At 41.7% G+C, this 686-nt stretch carries 2 protein-coding genes; both read left to right on the top strand.

Annotation, left to right across the window (positions count from 1 at the left end):
* Positions 1–84 precede the first annotated feature (84 nt).
* Positions 85–333, top strand: a complete 249-nt coding sequence (locus tag KIV41_RS24800; RefSeq protein WP_045393788.1) for a type II toxin-antitoxin system Phd/YefM family antitoxin — start codon at positions 85–87, stop codon at positions 331–333.
* Positions 323–613, top strand: a complete 291-nt coding sequence (locus KIV41_RS24795; protein ID WP_045393791.1) for a type II toxin-antitoxin system RelE/ParE family toxin — start codon at positions 323–325, stop codon at positions 611–613. The genes KIV41_RS24800 and KIV41_RS24795 overlap by 11 nt, the downstream gene beginning before the upstream one ends.
* Positions 614–686: the final 73 nt, after the last annotated feature.

The raw sequence follows: 686 nt of genomic DNA, 5'->3' as shown, positions 1-686 counted from the left end.
TGCGAATCACTCTTAAGCAACTTCTTATACCGCTTTATTGAGGCTAAAACGACCAACGCAAAGACCACTTAAGAGACCGATTATATGACCACTAGAATTTTAGCCGATGTTGCTGCAAGCATCACTGAGTTGAAAGCTAATCCTATGAAAGTTGCAACTAGTACATACGGCCAACCTGTTGCTGTATTAAACCGAAATGAGCCAGCATTTTATTGCGTACCTGCAGAAGCGTACGAAATGATGATGGACAGACTCGAAGATCTTGAACCACTAGCTATCGCTAAAGAGCGTGAATCTGAAGAGAGCATTTCGGTAAATATTGATGACCTATAAACTCGACTTTAAAAAGAGCGCACTCAAAGAGTGGAAGAGGCTTGGCTCTACTCTGCAACAACAATTTAAGAAAAAGCTAATCGAGCGCTTAGATAACCCACATGTTCCAGCTTCAAAACTTTCTGGATCTGACAACATGTATAAAATTAAGTTGCGTCAATCGGGCTACCATCTCGTCTACAAAGTTGAAGACGATGTCATCATTGTAACCGTCTTAGCAGTCGGAAAACGAGAACACAGCGATGTTTACCGTAAAGCCATGAAAAGGTTAGATGATTGATTGTGGTATAACGCGCGGTTAAGGTGTGAAAGACGCAGATCCACCCTACCTAAACCGTTGTGACATAAACACT

It is taken from the genome of Vibrio sp. D401a, assembly GCF_030248515.1.
Classification (GTDB): Bacteria; Pseudomonadota; Gammaproteobacteria; order Enterobacterales; family Vibrionaceae; genus Vibrio; species Vibrio rotiferianus.
The sequence above is the reverse complement of the archived record's forward strand: the minus strand, read 5'-3'. Positions and strand labels throughout refer to the sequence as shown.

Bases quoted from the DNA above. Each gene is read 5' to 3' on its own strand.
- KIV41_RS24800 (WP_045393788.1), top strand. From the start codon at position 85: ATGACCACTAGAATTTTAGCCGATGTTGCTGCAAGCATCACTGAGTTG.
- KIV41_RS24795 (WP_045393791.1), top strand. From the start codon at position 323: ATGACCTATAAACTCGACTTTAAAAAGAGCGCACTCAAAGAGTGGAAG.